This window comes from Bradyrhizobium sp. 87, assembly GCF_023073015.1.
Classification (GTDB): Bacteria; Pseudomonadota; Alphaproteobacteria; order Rhizobiales; family Xanthobacteraceae; genus Bradyrhizobium; species Bradyrhizobium canariense_D.
In genome coordinates this window covers 58331-73623 of record NZ_JADPIQ010000134.1, presented here as the reverse complement: position 1 = coordinate 73623, position 15293 = coordinate 58331, and the positions used below count along the sequence as shown (strand labels likewise).

The 15293-nt window shown below is 63.4% G+C and carries 14 protein-coding genes; 2 read left to right on the top strand and 12 right to left on the bottom strand.

Annotated features, from left to right (window positions below; translation table 11 throughout):
* Positions 1–3 precede the first annotated feature (3 nt).
* From IVB50_RS36405 to IVB50_RS36350, 12 genes are all read right to left on the bottom strand, one after another.
* The gene (locus IVB50_RS36405) at positions 4–837 is read right to left on the bottom strand and encodes a phosphoenolpyruvate hydrolase family protein (protein ID WP_018458736.1); all 834 of its coding nucleotides are present in this window, start codon (positions 835–837) and stop codon (positions 4–6) included.
* A gap of 3 nt (positions 838–840) precedes the next feature.
* Positions 841–3054, bottom strand: a complete 2214-nt coding sequence (locus IVB50_RS36400; RefSeq protein WP_018458737.1) for an ABC transporter permease — start codon at positions 3052–3054, stop codon at positions 841–843.
* Positions 3047–3829, bottom strand: coding sequence for an ABC transporter ATP-binding protein (locus IVB50_RS36395; RefSeq protein ID WP_007593014.1), 783 nt, complete (start codon positions 3827–3829; stop codon positions 3047–3049). The genes IVB50_RS36400 and IVB50_RS36395 overlap by 8 nt, the downstream gene beginning before the upstream one ends.
* Positions 3822–4943, bottom strand: a complete 1122-nt coding sequence (locus tag IVB50_RS36390; protein WP_247299699.1) for a branched-chain amino acid ABC transporter permease — start codon at positions 4941–4943, stop codon at positions 3822–3824. The genes IVB50_RS36395 and IVB50_RS36390 overlap by 8 nt, the downstream gene beginning before the upstream one ends.
* 1 nt (position 4944) lies before the next feature.
* Positions 4945–5955, bottom strand: a complete 1011-nt coding sequence (locus tag IVB50_RS36385) for a branched-chain amino acid ABC transporter permease (RefSeq protein WP_018458740.1) — start codon at positions 5953–5955, stop codon at positions 4945–4947.
* A 200-nt stretch (positions 5956–6155) separates the two neighbouring features.
* The gene (locus tag IVB50_RS36380; protein WP_018458741.1) at positions 6156–6983 is read right to left on the bottom strand and encodes an AraC family transcriptional regulator; all 828 of its coding nucleotides are present in this window, start codon (positions 6981–6983) and stop codon (positions 6156–6158) included.
* A gap of 130 nt (positions 6984–7113) precedes the next feature.
* A complete protein-coding gene (locus IVB50_RS36375; protein ID WP_026233649.1) occupies positions 7114–8364 on the bottom strand; it encodes an ABC transporter substrate-binding protein in 1251 nt (416 codons plus the stop codon).
* A 339-nt stretch (positions 8365–8703) separates the two neighbouring features.
* A complete protein-coding gene (locus tag IVB50_RS36370) occupies positions 8704–9669 on the bottom strand; it encodes an ABC transporter ATP-binding protein (RefSeq protein WP_018458743.1) in 966 nt (321 codons plus the stop codon).
* Positions 9666–10640: an ABC transporter ATP-binding protein gene (locus IVB50_RS36365; RefSeq protein ID WP_026233650.1), complete on the bottom strand. Its 975-nt coding sequence runs from the start codon at positions 10638–10640 to the stop codon at positions 9666–9668. The genes IVB50_RS36370 and IVB50_RS36365 overlap by 4 nt, the downstream gene beginning before the upstream one ends.
* A 3-nt stretch (positions 10641–10643) precedes the next feature.
* Positions 10644–11489, bottom strand: a complete 846-nt coding sequence (locus IVB50_RS36360; protein WP_240543193.1) for an ABC transporter permease — start codon at positions 11487–11489, stop codon at positions 10644–10646.
* Between the two features lie 11 nt (positions 11490–11500).
* Complete coding sequence (locus tag IVB50_RS36355) at positions 11501–12445, bottom strand: ABC transporter permease (RefSeq protein ID WP_018458746.1); 945 nt, start codon at positions 12443–12445, stop codon at positions 11501–11503.
* A gap of 78 nt (positions 12446–12523) precedes the next feature.
* Positions 12524–14065, bottom strand: a complete 1542-nt coding sequence (locus IVB50_RS36350; RefSeq protein ID WP_026233651.1) for an ABC transporter substrate-binding protein — start codon at positions 14063–14065, stop codon at positions 12524–12526.
* Positions 14066–14080: 15 nt separating this feature from the next.
* Between IVB50_RS36350 and IVB50_RS36345 the strand changes: the two genes are divergently transcribed.
* Positions 14081–14281 (top strand): hypothetical protein, encoded by a 201-nt coding sequence (locus IVB50_RS36345; RefSeq protein WP_157643066.1) that lies wholly within the window; start codon positions 14081–14083, stop codon positions 14279–14281.
* Positions 14282–14382: 101 nt separating this feature from the next.
* The gene (locus tag IVB50_RS36340) at positions 14383–15261 is read left to right on the top strand and encodes a MurR/RpiR family transcriptional regulator (RefSeq protein ID WP_247299698.1); all 879 of its coding nucleotides are present in this window, start codon (positions 14383–14385) and stop codon (positions 15259–15261) included.
* The last annotated feature ends 32 nt before the right edge of the window (positions 15262–15293 follow it).

Sequence of the window (15293 nt, the reverse complement as noted above, 5' to 3'; positions counted from 1 at the left end):
GCGTTATCGCGCGCCGATCGCCTTGAATTTGCGAACCTGATCCGTCAGCGCCCGCTCGACCGGCAGCCGTTCCATTGAGGAGGCGCCGTAGAAGCCGTGGCAGTTGCGTGTGTTCCTCATGATGAAATCGGCATCGTCCGGATCGGAGATTGGTCCGCCGTGAGCGAGCACCAGAATGTCCGGATTGACGCCGAGCGCGGCGGAGGCCCAGGTGTCGATGTGCGCTGGGCAATCGGTCAGCTTGAGTGCGGTCTGCGCGCCGATGCTGCCCCCGGTCGTCAGGCCCAGATGACAGACGATGATATCCGCGCCTGCGATCGCCATCGCGGCAGCTTCCTTCTCGCTAAAGACGTAGGGCGTCGTCAGCAGGTCCTTCTCGCGCGCCTTTGCGATCATGTCGATCTCGAGGGCATAGGACATACCGGTCTCTTCGAGATTGGCGCGGAACACGCCGTCGATAAGGCCGACGGTCGGAAAGTTTTGTACGCCAGCGAATCCGAGCGCTTTCAATTGGTCCAGGAAAAGATCCATGTCGCGGAACGGATCCGTGCCATTGACGCCGGCGAGCACTGGCGTCCTGGTCACCACGGGCAGCACTTCGCCGGCCATCTCCAGCACGATGGCGTTGGCGTCGCCGTAAGCCATCAATCCCGCGAGCGAGCCTCGGCCGGCCATGCGGTAGCGGCCGGAATTGTAGACGACGATGAGGTCGACACCGCCGGCCTCCTCGCACTTGGCCGACAGGCCGGTGCCGGCGCCGCCGCCGACGATGGGCTCGCCGCGCCTTGCCATCTCGCGGAAGCGATTCAACAGTGCAGCGCGTTCAAACCGGGCCATCGGTCACCTCGCTAGTCTCCGGCGCGCCCCAATGCGGCCGAACAATGTTCGGAACGCGCTGACGATGGTGGAGGCGAACTCGGGGTCATTGATATTCTTGGGAATGCGGATGAGCTGACGGTTGGCGGTCTGCCGCACGTTGCGCTCCAGCGTGCGGAACAGCGCCGCATCGGCGTCCGGATCCCAGAATGACTGTCCTCGCGCGTCGAGCGCGGAGACACCGCCCTCAGGCAGGAAGAAGCGCACCGGGCCGTCCATCCGGTTGAGCCGGTCGGCGATCCAGTGCCCCATGCGCTCGTTCTCCTCTGCAGTGGTGCGCATCAGCGTGACCTGCGGGTTGTGGACGTGGAATTTCCTGCCGCGGTAGCGCTCCGGGATGGTCTCGGGGGCGCCGAAATTCACCATGTCCAGAGCGCCCACCGAGCCGACATAAGGCACCCGGCTGCGGATGATGGCGCCAAAGCGGTCGTCGATGGCCGGGAACACGCCGCCCATCAGGAGATCGCCGACCTCCGTGGTCGTGAGGTCGATGACGCCTGCGAGCTGTCCGGAATCGACGAGCTTCTCCATTGAGCGTCCTCCGACGCCGGTGGCGTGGAAGACCAGGCACTCGAAATCCTCGCGCAAGTCGGCCGCGATCTTCTGCCCCGCCGGCGTGGTGACACCAAACATGGTGATGCCGACCGACGGCAATCCGCTGTCGCCGCGATCCTTCCGCGAATGCTGATCAAGGCGCGCCTTGACCATGCCGGCCAGCGCGTTGGCGCCGTTGGCCAGCACGGCGCGCGAGATCGAGTTGAGGCCCTGAACGTCGGTAACCGAATGCATCATGGTGATGTCCGCGGGGCCGACATAGGGCCCGACGTCGCCAGAGGCGACGGACGAGACGATGAGCTTCGGCACCCCGACAGGAAGCATCCGCATACCGGGCGCGACCAGCGACGCTGCGCCCGAGCCACCGGCAGAAATCACGCCGGCAACATTGTTCTGGCGTCGCAACCAGCTGGCGAAGGCCTCGGCCATCGCGGCGACGGCGGCGCCGCGGTCGGGTCCGAATACCGCCGATCCGCCGCGACCATGGTTCAAGGCAATCTCCTGGGCGGAGACGTCGCTGGCCGCGTGCCTGCCGCTGGTGGAGACATCGACCAATCGGGTTCGCAGGCCGGTCCCGGCGATGATGTCGCGGATGAAGCGGAGCTCCGTGCCCTTGGTGTCGAGCGTACCGACGACGAGGACGACCGGAGGGCCCTGCGTTTGTGCGGCGACCGGTTCGCGCCGTCGCCGTGCCGTCTCGTCGAGTCGCATCACCTGTGTCGAGAACATGCGGGCCGCAGCCTCGATGCGGGCGATCGGCACAGGTTGCGACCACCGTGTCGGCGGCGTCGGGTTTGACATGTAGATGCGGATCGCGCCGCCTGGACGCGTCTGCTGCGGACGAGGCTTCGCTTCCGTATCCGCCGGTGGCACGTCGAGGTCGAGCTCGAGTCCGGCGTGCATTCCGACACCGAGCAGGCGCTGCTGCAGTTCGCGATCGGCGGCAAGCCGCACCGAATCGATGATGCGGTTGACGCGGCCGTTGACCATGATCGCGACATTGCGCGACACGGCGGTCGCCACGCCGATATTCTGCTCGATCACGAGCACGGACATGTCGCCGTCCTCGCCAAGTCGTAGCAGCATCTCCTCGACCTGGGCCACGATGACGGGCGCGAGCCCCTCAGTGGGCTCGTCCATGATCAGGAGCCGCGGGTTGGTGAGCAACGCGCGCGAGATCGCAAGCATCTGTTGCTCGCCGCCGGAGAGCTGGCCGCCGCCGTGATCCTTGCGCTCGGCCAACCGCGGAAACGTCTTGTAGATGCGCTCGACCGTCCAGGCGCCGCGGCGCAAGCCGGCGGCAAGCCGCAGATGCTCATCGACGCTGAGTGAACGCCACAGCCGCCGTCCCTGCGGAACGTAGCCGACGCCGAGTCGGGCTATGTGGGCAGGCGGCTGTCGGGTGATCTCATCCCCGCGGATGCGGATCGAGCCGCCGCTGACCGGCACCAGCCCCATGATGGCCTTGCATAGCGTGGTCTTGCCCATGCCGTTGCGGCCAACGACCGAGAACACGCCGGCCTCGAGCGTCAGATCCACGCCCTGCAGCGCATGCGAATGGCCGTAATAGACGTCCAGGCCGCGGACTTCGAGCGCGGCGGCGGTACTGCGGACCTCATTCATGGCCGCCTCCGAGGTAAAGCTCCTGCACTTCGGGATCGGACTCGATCTCTTGCGGACGGCCTTCCTTGAAGATCCGCCCGTTGTGCATCATCGTGACGCTCTCGACGACGCGCAGGGCGACGTCCATGTCGTGCTCGATGATGATGTAGCCGATATGCGCGGGCAGGGAGGTCAATATCTCGATCAGCTCGGCACGCTCGGTCGGCGACAGCCCCGCGGCGGGTTCATCGAACAGGACGAATCGCGGCGCGCCGGCAAGCGCAAGTGCGATCTCGAGCTGGCGCTGCTGGCCATGCGCGAGCTCGGCAACGCGCTGATCCTTCACGCCCGAGAGATGGACGGCCTGTACGAGATTTTCGGCCGCGTGCATCAACGCATCGTTCTGACCGGGGCGGAGAAACGAGAAGCGTCCCCGTGAGACGCCACGGCAGGCGAGGTAGACATTGTCCTGGACGGTAAGGCCCGGAAACAGCGCGGAGATCTGGTAAGTCCGGCGCAGGCCACGGCGGATGCGCTCATAGGGCGGGAAGTGCGTGACGTCCTCGCCGAAGAAGCGGATGGTGCCGGAAGAAGGTGGGAAGTCGCCGGTGATGCAGTTGAACAGCGTAGTCTTGCCGGCGCCGTTAGAGCCAAGCACGGCGCGCCGTTCGCCGGGGCGGACGGTAATGGTGATGTCGGTGAGTGCCGCCAGCGCGCCGAACAGACGTGTCACGCCGCGCAGCTCCAGCGCCGCGCCGGCGCCCACGACAGAGAGGCGTTGCGCGACGCTATCCATGGTGGGATCCTTGGCTGGATCCTTGGTCAGATTCTCGGCCACGTCGTCCGCTTGAACTTGCCGCGCCGGAGCGTTGGCGGCGCCGCCAGCTCTGCCAGAGTCCGATGACGCCGTCCGAGGACCAGAACACGATAGCGAGGAAGCCGAGGCCGATCAGGAGCCGAAAGCGGTTGCCGTCGAGCCCCAGCTTGACCAGGAAGTCGAGTGCGAAGGTCCGCAGCAGTACGAAGATCAGCGCGCCGATAAAGGGTCCGATGGGACGCGTGATGCCGCCGACGACTGCGATGATGAGGATATCGATGCAGGCCCCAACGCTCACGGATCCCGGCGAAATCTGCCGGTAATTCCAGACCTGGAGTACCCCTGCCAGCGCCGCGACGAAGGACGCCAAGACGTAGGCCGCGACGCGATGCGCATTGACGTTGAAGCCGAGTGCCGCCATGCGGCGGGGATTGTCGCGGACACCTTGCAACGCGAGGCCGAACGGTGCGCGGGAGATGTAGTCGACGGCGAAGTAGCACAGCGCGGCTACTGCGAGGACGATATAGTAGAATGGAATGTCGGCGCGCCAGTTGACGCCCCAGAAATGCGGTGTGGCAACGGTATTGATGCCGGTATGACCGTTGAAGATCGCCCAGTTCTGGTTAGTGAAATAATAGAACGCCGCGCCGATCGCGAGCGTGATCATGATGGTGTAGATGCCCTCGGTGCGCACCGCCAGCGCGCCGCCGAGCGTGCCGAATATGGTCGCGAGCGCGAGCGCCATTGGGACCGCAAGCCACCACGGCCAGCCCAGGCTGATATTGGCGTTGCCGCTGACGCCAAACACCGCGACCATATAGGCGGAGAAACCCGCGATGGTGAGCTGCATCAGGCTGACCATGCCGCCATAGCCGGCAAGAAACATCAGACTCAGCGCCATGGTTCCGAGGATCAGCGTGGTCGCAAAGATCTCGATCAGGAAGAAGCCGTTGGCGATCAGGGGCATGATTAGGAGAATGGCCGCGACGGCCCAGGCCGCCGGATTGTCGATCTCCGGCCATCCGCGCAATTTCGAGCGCTGCACCGCAGTGGCGGGACGAACCGGGACGCGGGCGTCGTGGGCGAGGGACATGTCAGCGCCTCGTCAACAGGCCCTGCGGCCGAATTGCCAGCACCAAAACCATGATCAGGAAGGTCACGACGATGGCGTAGGTCGGGATGTAGACCGAGCCGAGCTGTTCGGCGAGGCCGATGATGAGCGCGCCCAGCGCAGCCCCTGGGATCGAGCCCATGCCACCGACGATCACAACGACGAGGGAGGCGAGCAGGAAGCGGATATCCTCGCCGGGTGAGAGCGACTGGAACGTTCCGCCGACAACGCCCGCAACGCCAGCGAGGCCGGCGCCGAGCGCAAACACCACCACGAAAACGAGTTGGATCCGTACTCCGGTCGCAGCCAGGATGTCGCGATCGTCGACCCCGGCGCGGATGATCATGCCGATGCGCGTGCGGTTGAGCGCCAGCCACATCGCCACGCCGATCACGACGGAGGCGACGAAGATCACGAGTCGGACCAGGGGATAGCGGAGATAGACCGGCTCACCTGAGGACTTGACCGCAGTGACCAGCGGCAGCTCCACAGGTCCGATCAGCCAGTTCGGGGTCTGGATCTGATAGAAATCGCCACCGCATGCCCACAGCATCAAATCGGCGAACACGATCGAGAGTCCGATCGTCACCATGGTCTGGCGCAGGTCCTGGCCTTCCATGCGGCGGAAGACGAGGACCTGGAGCAGGACGCCGACCAGTGCCGTCAGGATGAAAGCGACGATGAAGCTGAGGACCCATGAACCGGTCGCGACGCTGATGGCGTAGCCGACATAGCCGCCGAACAAATAGAGCGAGCCGTGCGCGAGGTTGACGTTACGCATTAAGCCGAAGATCAGCGTAAAGCCGCTGGCGACGAGGAAATAGAGACCGCCGAGCGTGATGCCGTTGAAGAGCGCGTTGAGGAAGACCCGCTTGCGGCCGAACGCATCTTCGACGCTCTGCGGCCACACTGCGAAAATTAGCCAAAGTGCTACCGCGATTGCGATGATGACAATCAGTGCCCAGGCGGGATGGCGTTCGACAAAGCGGGTCATGATCGCCGCTCCGTCTTCGCGTCACCCCATCTCTCACCCCGCAAGCGGGGCGGAGGGGCACGCAGACCGTCGCCGGCCGCAAGCCCTGCCATGAACGTGCGCTCCCTATCGCGCGCGATCCTCGTTTCGGGATCGCGTTTGTCGCATCCTAATGCGGCTGTAACGGAGGCGCTTGATCGTGAGTATCTTTTCGCGTGACCTCAGGCGCGCAAAACCTTGGCCGCGCGGCGATAATCGGTCGGCGCCATGCCGACATTGGCAGCGAAGAAGCGGGTGAATCCGCTCTGCGACGAGAAGCCGAGATCGAAGCCGATATCGGCGATCGGCGCTTCGCTCGCCACCAGCGCCTCCAGCGCCTGCTCCATCATCAGCGTGTTGAGATAGAGGTGTGGCGTGACGCCGGTCTGGGTGCGGAAGAGCCGGTAGAAATGCGGCCGGGAAAGGCCAGATTCGCGCGCGATGGTATCGAGCTCGATCTCGGCGCCAGGACTCTCCGACATCATCTTGATGCACTTGCGCACACGAAAATCCGTGACGGAACCGTTTGCGCGCGGATCGCGCGCGGTCACCGCCTGTTGCCAGCTTTCGTCATAACAGATGTCGATCAGGCTTCTCAGCTCGCCATCGAGGCTGTTGAGCGAGGGAGCGCCGCACACGAGGGCGGCTGCGTGCCTGATGTGCTTGTCCAGCGCAACGGACCGCGTGAACTGGGTGCGGCCGAAGCGCAGGCGGTCGGCGCCGGGCGCGTCGGGCGCAAACCACTCCGCATTGACGTAGAGCACGAAGAAAACGGCGCCGCCTTCGAGATCGGACGGCAGGAAATTATGCGGCTCCCACGGATTGACCGCGACGACGGAACCTTCGGTGAGCTCGTAACGTCCGTCACTGACATCGATGCATGCGGAACGCCCGCCGACATGGAAGATCAAATGACCTTCGCGATGTGCGTGGATGTTGAAAGGGCGGTTCAACTGATAGACCGTCGCCCGACCAAAGCGGCCGTGGAAGACGGCGAGCGCCCGGCTCATGCCTCTCCTCCCAAAAGCTCTTGGTATTTTTTGGTAGCGTTCAACAACCGAGGAGAGAATGCAAGGGCGCACGTGTCGCGCTTCTGGCAAATCTCTCCCCGGCCGGTCATCGCTCGCGAATGAGACTAGGTCAGTATTTCTTACATTCCGGTACTGTGCGGCTCGGCAAACCGATTTTGGCGAACACCGCGGGATCGTAGCCCAGCGTTTGGTTGACGTCCGGGATCACCTTCACGACCTTTGAGAACAGCGCGCCCTTGCCGTCGTCGACGACCTCGGTGACAAAGTTGGTGCCGATCGCCTGGCGGTTGGAGTCCAGCTTGATCTTGCCGTTGGGTGCGTCGATCTCGATCTTGGCAAGGGCCTCCTTGTACTTGGCCTGATTGTTGGAGAGATCGCCATTGACCTGGCGGAGCGCCTGGATCAGCGCCATGGTCGAGCCGTAATAGTTGGTGGCGAGCAGCGATGGGCTCGGGAAGCGCTTGTTGGGCGGGAAGGCGTCCTGATAGTCCTTCACGAACTTCTGCCAACTTGGGTTCTCCCAAGTGTCGGCCTGGCCGCTCGCGGCCAGCGTGCCGATCAGGGCATTCTTGGCGTTTCCCTTGGACGACAGGATGGTCTGGTCGATCATGATCGAGCCGCCCATCAGATGCGCCTTGCCGCCGGCCTGCTGGTACTGATTCAGGAAGTTGACGGCGTCGGCGCCGCCGAGGCCGAGATAGATTGCGTCGACGTCGTCGGGCAGTGCGGCGATGACCGAGGCAAAGTCCTTGGTGCCGAGCGGCACCCATTGCCGGTTGGTGACCTGTCCGCCGGCACCGCAGAACTCGAGCACGAGGCCGAACACCTGCGTATAGATGAAGGAGTAGTCTTCGCCGACGGTCGCGATCTTGCGATACTTCTTTTCGTCATAAGCATATTTGCCGAGGCCCACCTGCCACTGCGCACCGTCCATGTTGTAGCGGAAAAAGTTCGGAGCCGGATCGACATAGGTCGTTTCCTGGGCCCCGGAGGCGGCGTTGATGAAGGTCAGTTCGGGATGGGTCTTTGCAAAATTTTTGACCGCGATGCCTTCGTCACCAGAGAGCGGCGACAGCAGGATCTGTACCTTGTCCTGCTCGATCAGCTTGCGCACGGCTCGTACGGCGGAGTCCGGCGTCGCGTCGGTCGAGGCGATGACAAATTCGAGTTCCTTGTCGCCGACCTTCTTGCCGAGGACGTTGAGGGCCGTCTGGAAGCCGCGGATGCCGTCCTCGCCGAGTACGGTGTAGGTGCCTTCGAGCGTCGCGGTGACGCCGACCTTGATCTTCTCCTGTGCGAAGGCGGTGCCCGAAAGTAACAGGCTGCTCAACGCGATCAGTCCTAGACTGCCTTTCAACATTGCTCTCCTCCCTGGGCGTTCTTGTCACTGTTTTTCACCGCGCCTTGACGCGCCCGCCGCGCGGTGCGGCGTTCGGACAAGGCTAACGGTGCTTGAAACGGAGGCTAACCGAACTCCGATGCAGCGCACGTGCTGGAGCCGTGCGCGGCTTAACGGGCAGTCTCATTTTGAATGTTGCGTCGCGATTAACATCGCGGTGCAACAGGCGTCAGGCTTCCCGATTTGCACCCGCCAGCCGCATGGCGGCCGCGGACTGCCGCCGCTTGAATTGGATCGCTCGAATAGAGGAGAAATCAATCGTAGGCGTTGCGTCATTTCGCGGCGCGCGGCACTCGCTGGTTATACGTTGTGGCAGGCGATCGTCCGACCGTCCGCACCGACAAATCGAAGTTGTGGCACATCGACGAGACAGCGATCGCTGGCCATAGGGCAGCGGGGCGCATATGCACAGCCGTGCGGTCGCGTGAAGAGGCTTGGCGGTTCACCCATTTCGATCGCGCCCTGGATCCGTTTCGATGGATCGGGCTTCGGAATTGCCGCCACCAACGCGCGCGTATAGGGATGGAGCGGATGATCCAGGACCGTCCGCGTCCCGGCCTGCTCCACGATGCGGCCCATATACATGACAGCAACGCGGCTGCTGATCTGCCCGATCACGCCAAGGTCGTGCGAGATGAAGAGCATCGACAGTCTCAATTGGTCACGCAGATCCATCATCAGATTGAGCACTTGGGCCTGCACGGACACGTCGAGGGCCGAGACCGGCTCGTCGGCGACGATGATGCACGGCGTGGGAAGAATGGCGCGTGCGATTCCGACCCGTTGCCGTTGCCCGCCACTCAGTTCGTAGGGGTAGCGAGCGGCGAAAGACGGGTTCAACCCGACGGCCGTCAAGGTGGCAGCTATGGCCGCGCTGCGCTCGGCGCGGTTCTTGAAGAAGCCGCTGATGTCGGCCGCCTCCGCCACCGAATCTCCAATTGCGCGCCGCGGGTTGAGCGATGCATTGGGGTCCTGGAAAACCATCCGGACGCTCAGACGCATCTCGCGGAGGCCGGAGCCGCGGGCTCCGATCATTTCGGTTCCCTTCAAATTGAAGTTGCCGCTGTCGGGCTGGACCAGCCCGACGAGGGCTCGGCCCAGCGTGGTCTTGCCGCAGCCGGACTCGCCCACGATCCCGAGGACCTCGCCTTCGGCCAGCGACAGCGATACACCATCCACCGCCTGCACCCGGTATTTCCGACCGGCCCGCCTGGCACTGAACGAGACCATCATGTCCCGGACCTCGAGGATTACATTGCCGCTCATGGCAGCTCTCCGCCGGCCAGCGGAAACGCGCAGAGCACCTCGTGCCCTTGGGAAGCCTCCAGGCGGGGCGGGGTCGCCACGCGGCACTCATCGCGCACCGCTGCGCAACGCAAGGCAAACACGCAGCCAGCGGCGACCGAACCTGGCAGCGGCGGCTGACCAGAAATGGTCGGCAGCCGGCGCGCGCCGGAATTTCGCGACGGCATGCAATCCATCAGTCCGCGGGTGTAATGATGACGGGGTGCGCCGAACAGCGCATCGACTGAAGCGGTTTCCACGATCTGGCCGGCGTACATGACAGCGACACGATCGGCGAGCTGCGCAATGACTCCCATGTCGTGAGTGATGAACAATATCGCCATATCGAGCCGATTGCAGAGCTCGCGCAAGAGCCCGAGAATCTGAACCTGTATGGTGACATCCAGCGCAGTGGTCGGTTCGTCGGCGACCAGCACCTGTGGCCTGCAGGCCAGCGCAATCGCGATCATGACCCGCTGGCGTTGGCCTCCGGACAACTGATGGGGATACGCGGACAGCTGCATTTTGGGGTCCGGCATACGTACCAGTTCGAGCAGTTCGCGCGCACGGACCAGCGCCGCTGCGCCCGAAATTCCCTCATGCACGCGTACGGCTTCGGCGATCTGATCGCCGATCCGACGAACAGGGTTCAGTGAGGTCATCGGCTCCTGAAAGATCATTGCCATGCGGCCGTGGCCCGCTTCGACACGTTGCCAGGGCTGCAGCTGCGTTACGTCGCAGCCCTCCAACAGGACGCGCCCGGCCCGGACTCGGGGACCGGGCTGCGGCAGCAATCCCATGACCGCAAGCGAGGTCATGCTCTTTCCGCAGCCGGACTCGCCGACGAGGCCGAGGATTTCGCCCTTGGCCAAGCCGAAGGACACGCCCGCGACGATGTCGACCGGCGCGGTTTCCGGCCCCACTGACACCGTAAGGTCGCAAACTGTCAGCACGGCCTAACCCTTCTCACCAAAGACTTGACGGAACCGCGGATCGAGTCGATCGCGCAATGCATCGCCGACCAGGTTCAGAGAAAATGCCGTCGCCACGATCATCATGCCCGGGAAGAAGAGCAGCCACGGCGCGCGGGTGATGAAGGTCCGTGACTCCGCCAGCATATTGCCCCAGCTCGGAATGTCCGGAGGGGCGCCGAGGCCCAGGAAATCGAGTGAAGCCGCGCCGAGCTGCGCGAACGCGAAGACGAAGCTGGCCTGCACGAGAAGTGGCGAGACCAGGTTCGGCAAGATGTGCCGACTGATGAGCCATGCCGCTCCGGCGCCCATGCTGCGGGACGCCTCGACATAGGTTTCCGCGCGCAAGCGCAGCGTCAGTCCGTAGACGATGCGGGTCGTCGTCGTCATGTAGCCGATCCCAATGGCCAGAATGACGGTGGCCACACTCGGGCTCAAGATGACAATCAGGCCAAGTGCGAGAAGCAGAGTCGGGAAGGCCATCAGCACGTCGACCATGCGCATCAGCAGGTGACCCAGCCGCGGGAACAGTGCGGAAAGTACGCCGGCCGGAACGCCTGTCGCGAGAGCGAAGACGACCACGCCCGAGCCGATCAAAAGTGCCATGCGTGCTGAATGAATGGTGCGCGACAGGGTATCCCGGCCGAATTGGTCGGTGCCGAACCAGTGGGTCATGTTCGGGGGCGTCAGGCGGATCAGGGGATCGATGGCATACGGATCGTAAGGCGACAGCCAGGGTGCGAAGACCGCGGCGAGCACAGTCGCCAGAAGGACGCCGAGCCCGGCCAGCGCGATCGGGCGGGCGATGAACGGCTTGAGCCACAATGTCACGCTGTTGCTGCTCATTGAAGTTCAACCCGCGGATCGAGCAGACGATAGCTCAGATCGACGATCAGATTGATCAGGAGATAAACCACCACGATGACCAGGATGACGCCCTGGATCACAGGGTAGTCTCGGCGAAGGATCGACTGAACGACGAGGCGGCCGATGCCGGGCAGGGCAAACACGGTTTCGGTCACCACCGCCTCGGACAGCAGCGCGGCGAAGGTGAAGCCGAAGGCCGAGACGACCGCCAGGAGTGCATTGCGCCAGATGTGGCGGCGCACGACCTGCCACGGCCGGATTCCCTTTGCCCGCGCCGTGCGCACGTAGTCCTCCCGGGAGACGTCGAGCATGCTGGCGCGCGTCAGCCGCAGGATCAAAGCAGCATTCGGAGCCGCAAGCGCCAGGCTGGGGAGGACGAGATAGCGGAGATTGACGACACCGCCTTCGAAGATCGACGGATAGCCGGAGCTCGGAAACCAGCCGAGCCACGCGGCGAAGATCAGGATCAGATAGAGCCCGACCCAGAACGTGGGTATCGAGGCCATCAGCATCGCCCCACCGGACAATCCCTGATCGAGCCACGTGCCGTGCCGGACCGCCGCAATCATTCCGATCGGCACGCCGATGACGGCAACCCAGATCATCGTCATGGTGGCGAGCAAGGTGCTGGTCTCGGCGCCATCGGCAATCATCGACAGCACGGGCGCCTGGAAGAAGATCGACCGCCCGAGGTCGCCCTCGAGCACATGGCCGGCCCAAGTGAGATATTGCAGGATGATCGGCTGGTCGAGACCGAGCTGGTGTCGCAAGGCGTCGATCTGGTCGGGAGTCGCGGTATCACCGAGCAAAACATAGATCGGGTCACCCGGCACGATATGGATGAACGCGAAGATGATGATGGACGCTGCCAGCAGCGTCACCGCCGTCGTTCCTGCGCGCTTGAATGCGTAAGACCACATGTGATTGGGCGCCTGTCAGCGGCAACGATGCGCGCCGGCGCCGGCGCTCGACAGTCCTCGCGGCCTCATTGCCCGTCCTTATTTCGTGGACACATTCCAGAACACCGGACCGTTTGGGTTGAGCCCCTTGAGCTTGGGAGAAGCAATGTCGTAGGTGTAGGCATCGCCTACTTTCATCACCGGTACCTGCTCATAGATCAGCGACTGGATCTTGTCCCATGTCGACTTGCGCGCGGCTGGATCGGTCGTGTTGATCAACTCGGCCCGAAGCGAGCCGATCTCGGGGCTGTCCCACCAGCCGGGATAACTCGCATTCAGGAACGTGAGCAGCAGCGGGTCCGGCGCGAAGGAATGGTGCGTGACGAAGATGTCCCACTGTTCCGGCTGGCCGCGCATCTTCAGAAGGGTCGCCCAATCGACGACCATCATCTGAACATTGATTCCGGCGTCGGCCAGCTGACGGGTGAAGACGGAGGCTTCGTCATAGTGTGCCTGATAGTTCGTCGAGACCAGCAGGCGGATCGGCGTCCCCGTGTAGTCCGCCTCCTTTGCGAGCTCCTTGGCCTTCTTCGGATCGTGCGCACTATAATTTGAGGCGCCTTCCGTCGAGTACCAGGGGGTGCCATTGGGAAAGATCGATCCTTCGGCATTCCACAGGTCTTTGGGACCGAAGGCGACGCGCAGCGCCTGCGACTTGTCCAGCGCGGTCTGGATGGCGCGGCGGAGCTTGTAATTGTCCTTCAGGATTCCCTGCTTCGAGTTCATGAAGAAAAGGCCGAAGATCGGCGCGTTGGTACGCTGCACCTGGACCGATGGATCTTTGCTCAGGGACTCGTACAGATCGCCGGAGATCATTTCCGCATAGTCGTAGTCACCCGCCTGCACGCCGCTCACGCGCGTGCCGACGTCAGGCACCGGAATGAACCGGATCTTGTCGAAGCTCGCAACGCGGGCGCCGGCGAAGCCGTCACCCTTTTCCTTCACCGGCTTGTAGCCCTCGAACCTCTCCACCTCGACATAGCGGTTCGGCCGCCACTCCACGAACTTGTAGGGCCCGGTGCCGATATAGTCCTTCTGCTCGATCGGCCGGTTCCCCGCTTTGGCGGCTATGTCTTCCGGATAGATCGCAAGACCGCCATTGACGTCCGCAATGAGAGCCTTCCAGGCGCCGTTCGGCGCGGACAATTTCAGCGTGACTTCATACTTTCCGGTCGCCTCGACCGACGTAGCCGCCGCCATCAGGAGCTTGCCGCGTGCACCGAAACTGCCCCATCGCGTCATCGAGGCGACTACGTCCTTGGCGGTCATCTCCTTGCCGTTGTGGAAGAGGACTCCTTCGCGGAGCTTGATGACGATGGTCCGACCGCCGTCTTCCGTGCGATCGCTCTCGGCCAGCATCGGACGCGGCGTATAGGTCGAGTCTAGCGCATACAGGGTCTCGAAGATGTGGCGGCCGATGACCGATGCGACGTCGGCGGTCGTCAGCATGACATCGAGCGGCGGCGGTTCTCCGATGGTGGCTTCGCGTAGCAGGGTGGCGGCATTGGCCTGCGCAATCAAAAATGACGCGGTGGCCAGCCCCACGACGCCACGCATCAAGACACTTGGACCGTATCTCATGATCGCCCTCCCGCCTTGTTGAGCCGCCTGCTTCCCGGTGCAGGGATGTGCCTTTCAGCTGTTGGGCTGACGGCACGCTATTGCTTGTTTGAAAGTTACATACACAATTTGGCAATTATCAAGCAGAAAATGCTGTTATTGATGTGGCATGCCGATATACGTTTGGTCGATGCTGAAGGTTTCTTACGGCAGCTTCTTGCCAAGGGCGCAGGTTGATCTGACCTGGGAAAGGGCGGGCAATGGCGCGTGCAAAGCGAAATCACCCGGCGAGAGCCGTTGGTGCAGCAATCTCGAAGCCGCCCGGCGACGACAATGTCGTGGCCGGCGACATCATCTCCCTCATCAGGCAGAGCGCTCTAAGCCTCAGCCCGTCCGAGCAACGCGTTGCCACGGTGCTGCTGGCCGATATGGAGTTTGCCGTTCACGCCAGCAATTCCGAGTTGGCCCGTCGGGCGCGCGTCAGCGAGCCGACGGTAACCCGGTTCAGCCGCTCCGTCGGTTGCCGGGGCGTCCGCGACCTCAAGGTGAGGCTGGCTCAAGCAATGGCGGTCGGGCGGATTTACGTTGAGCTTCCCCCGCATGTCGGGACCGATCTGGCGCGCCCCGCGCTCTGGCGGTCGGTGTTTCAGGAAATTCGCCGTGCAATTGCCGCTGCCGAGGAGGGACTTCGCAAGGAGGACATCGAGCGGGCTGCCGAAGCTATCTCCCGCTGTTCGAAGCTTGCAGCGTTCGGGGTGGGGGGCGGTTCCACTCTTGCGGCGGCGGAGGTTCAGAACCGGTTCTTTCGTCTTGGGATTGCCGTCTCGCATGCCTCCGATCCGAGCTTGATGCGCATGATTGCCGCGACCTTCGGACGGGATGATGTCGTCGTTGCCATCTCGACCACCGGTGCAGCCAACGAGGTGATCGAGGCAGCCAGTATCGCCAAGCAATACGGCGCCTTGGTCATCGCAATTACCAAGCCGCAAAGCAGGCTGGCCTCGATCGCCGATATTGCGCTTGGCGTACACGTGCCCGAGGCGCCCGACGCGCTCAAGCCGACGGCGTCGCGCTATGCATTTCTCGCCACCATCGATCTGCTTGCGGCGTCAACTGCCTATTGCAAACCGCTCGAAGCCCAGGCGCGCATGCGGCGGATCAAATACGAGTTGCTGAAGGGGAGCGACGGGGACGCCAAAGGGCCGCTGGGAGACTGAGCGGGCAATTAGCCCACCGCCCGCCTCTCGGG

Coding starts and splice junctions, on each gene's coding strand:
- IVB50_RS36405 (WP_018458736.1), bottom strand. CDS start 837: ATGGCCCGGTTTGAACGCGCTGCACTGTTGAATCGCTTCCGCGAGATG.
- IVB50_RS36400 (WP_018458737.1), bottom strand. CDS start 3,054: ATGAATGAGGTCCGCAGTACCGCCGCCGCGCTCGAAGTCCGCGGCCTG.
- IVB50_RS36395 (WP_007593014.1), bottom strand. CDS start 3,829: ATGGATAGCGTCGCGCAACGCCTCTCTGTCGTGGGCGCCGGCGCGGCG.
- IVB50_RS36390 (WP_247299699.1), bottom strand. CDS start 4,943: ATGTCCCTCGCCCACGACGCCCGCGTCCCGGTTCGTCCCGCCACTGCG.
- IVB50_RS36385 (WP_018458740.1), bottom strand. CDS start 5,955: ATGACCCGCTTTGTCGAACGCCATCCCGCCTGGGCACTGATTGTCATC.
- IVB50_RS36380 (WP_018458741.1), bottom strand. CDS start 6,983: ATGAGCCGGGCGCTCGCCGTCTTCCACGGCCGCTTTGGTCGGGCGACG.
- IVB50_RS36375 (WP_026233649.1), bottom strand. CDS start 8,364: ATGTTGAAAGGCAGTCTAGGACTGATCGCGTTGAGCAGCCTGTTACTT.
- IVB50_RS36370 (WP_018458743.1), bottom strand. CDS start 9,669: ATGAGCGGCAATGTAATCCTCGAGGTCCGGGACATGATGGTCTCGTTC.
- IVB50_RS36355 (WP_018458746.1), bottom strand. CDS start 12,445: ATGTGGTCTTACGCATTCAAGCGCGCAGGAACGACGGCGGTGACGCTG.
- IVB50_RS36350 (WP_026233651.1), bottom strand. CDS start 14,065: ATGAGATACGGTCCAAGTGTCTTGATGCGTGGCGTCGTGGGGCTGGCC.